The sequence below is a fragment of the Methanocalculus natronophilus genome (genome assembly GCF_038751955.1).
GTDB classification, from domain to species: domain Archaea; phylum Halobacteriota; class Methanomicrobia; order Methanomicrobiales; family Methanocorpusculaceae; genus Methanocalculus; species Methanocalculus natronophilus.
The window spans coordinates 1-1,488 of the sequence record NZ_JBCEXH010000019.1 but is presented as its reverse complement, the minus strand read 5'-3'; the positions used below and the strand labels follow the sequence as shown (position 1 = coordinate 1,488).

The following is a 1,488-nucleotide window of genomic DNA, read 5'->3' as shown; positions in this document are numbered from 1 at the left end:
GATCACCTTTTGTATTGATATCAGCTGCTGTTACTGTTTTTGGCCCTTCAACGTCAATTTCTAATGTTTTTTCAACATTAGGATCATCATCGTCAATAGTTAAAATCACTTCTTTTAGATTTAAAACGATTGAAGTAATGTCTTCTACAACACCCTCCATCGCTGAAAACTCATGTTGAACACCTTCAATTTGAGCATTTACAATTGCTGCACCTGGTAATGAGGAAAGAAGAATTCTGCGTAAAGAGTTTCCTAATGTAATTCCATATCCTCTTTCAAGTGGCGTAATTTCAAACTCGCCTTTAGTGTCCCCTTCAGAGATGATTTTAGTTTCTGGTTTTAAAAATTTTAAATCTTTCAAAAGAAAAACCTCCCTTGATTTCTTTCAAAACTAGCCACGTGGTCGTTTTGGTGGACGACATCCATTGTGAGGAATTGGAGTCTCGTCTTTGATTGCAGTAATCTCTAATCCCGCGGTTTGTAATGAGCGAATTGCAGCTTCACGTCCTGGACCTGGGCCCTTAACTGAAACTTCTACTTTTTGAACACCATGCTCCATTGCAGCTTTTGCACAAGCTTCGCTTGCTAACTGCGCAGCATATGGTGTAGATTTACGGCTTCCTTTGAATCCTAAAGCGCCGGCTGATGTCCATGCAATTGCATTTCCGTTTGGATCAGTGACGGTAATGATTGTATTGTTGAATGTAGAATGAATATGAGCAACTCCGGCTGGTATATTTTTCTTTGCGCGACGTTTTGTTCTTGTTCTACGTGCCATTTAATTTCGCCTCCTATTTCTTTTTCTTGGCTACTGTCTTTTTAGGGCCTTTTCGTGTACGGGCGTTGTTGCGGGTTTTTTGACCGCGGACAGGTAGCTTTCTACGATGACGCAATCCTCTATAGCTGCCAATTTCTTGTAGTCTTTTAATATTAAGGGAAACTTCGCGTCTTAAGTCTCCTTCAGTTTTAATCGTTGAAACAGCTTCACGAATTCTTTTCAATTCATCATCACTAAGGTCTTTTGTACGAGTACTCTCGTTGACTTTAGCTTCTTTTAAAATCTCTTGTGAAACACTTTTCCCGATTCCGAATATGTATGTTAATGCAATAACAATGCGTTTGTCTCTTGGAATGTCTACTCCTGCGATACGTGCCATAAATGCACCTCCTATTAACCTTGTCTTTGTTTATGCTTTGGATTGTCGCAAATAACCATAACTTTACCTTTACGTTTGATTACTTTGCACTTATCACAAATCTTTTTAACAGATGGTCTTACTTTCATAATTGGTTATCCTCCTTTGGAGCCTCTTAAAAAATTATTTGTGTCGGTATGTAATACGCCCACGTGTTAAGTCGTACGGTGAGAGTTCTACCGTAACTTTATCTCCAGGTAGAATGCGTATGTAGTACATACGGATTTTACCCGAAACGTGTGCTTTGATTCGATGGCCATTGTCTAGCTCTACTAGAAACTCCGTGTTAGGA

5 protein-coding genes are annotated in these 1,488 nt (G+C 39.3%); all 5 read right to left on the bottom strand.

Annotated elements, in window-relative coordinates:
• Positions 1-361: hypothetical protein (locus tag ABCO64_RS10085; RefSeq protein WP_425463703.1), on the bottom strand; the 361-nt coding region annotated here is incomplete at its 3' end.
• A gap of 30 nt (positions 362-391) precedes the next feature.
• The gene (rpsK, locus tag ABCO64_RS10080) at positions 392-778 is read right to left on the bottom strand and encodes a 30S ribosomal protein S11 (protein ID WP_343089357.1); all 387 of its coding nucleotides are present in this window, start codon (positions 776-778) and stop codon (positions 392-394) included.
• Between the two features lie 13 nt (positions 779-791).
• On the bottom strand, positions 792-1,157 hold the full coding sequence (gene rpsM / locus ABCO64_RS10075) for a 30S ribosomal protein S13 (protein WP_343089356.1): 366 nt from the start codon (positions 1,155-1,157) through the stop codon (positions 792-794).
• 14 nt (positions 1,158-1,171) lie between these two features.
• Complete coding sequence (rpmJ, locus tag ABCO64_RS10070) at positions 1,172-1,285, bottom strand: 50S ribosomal protein L36 (RefSeq protein WP_343089355.1); 114 nt, start codon at positions 1,283-1,285, stop codon at positions 1,172-1,174.
• A 34-nt stretch (positions 1,286-1,319) separates the two neighbouring features.
• The coding region (gene infA / locus ABCO64_RS10065) for a translation initiation factor IF-1 (protein ID WP_343089358.1) at positions 1,320-1,488 on the bottom strand (169 nt) is incomplete at its 5' end.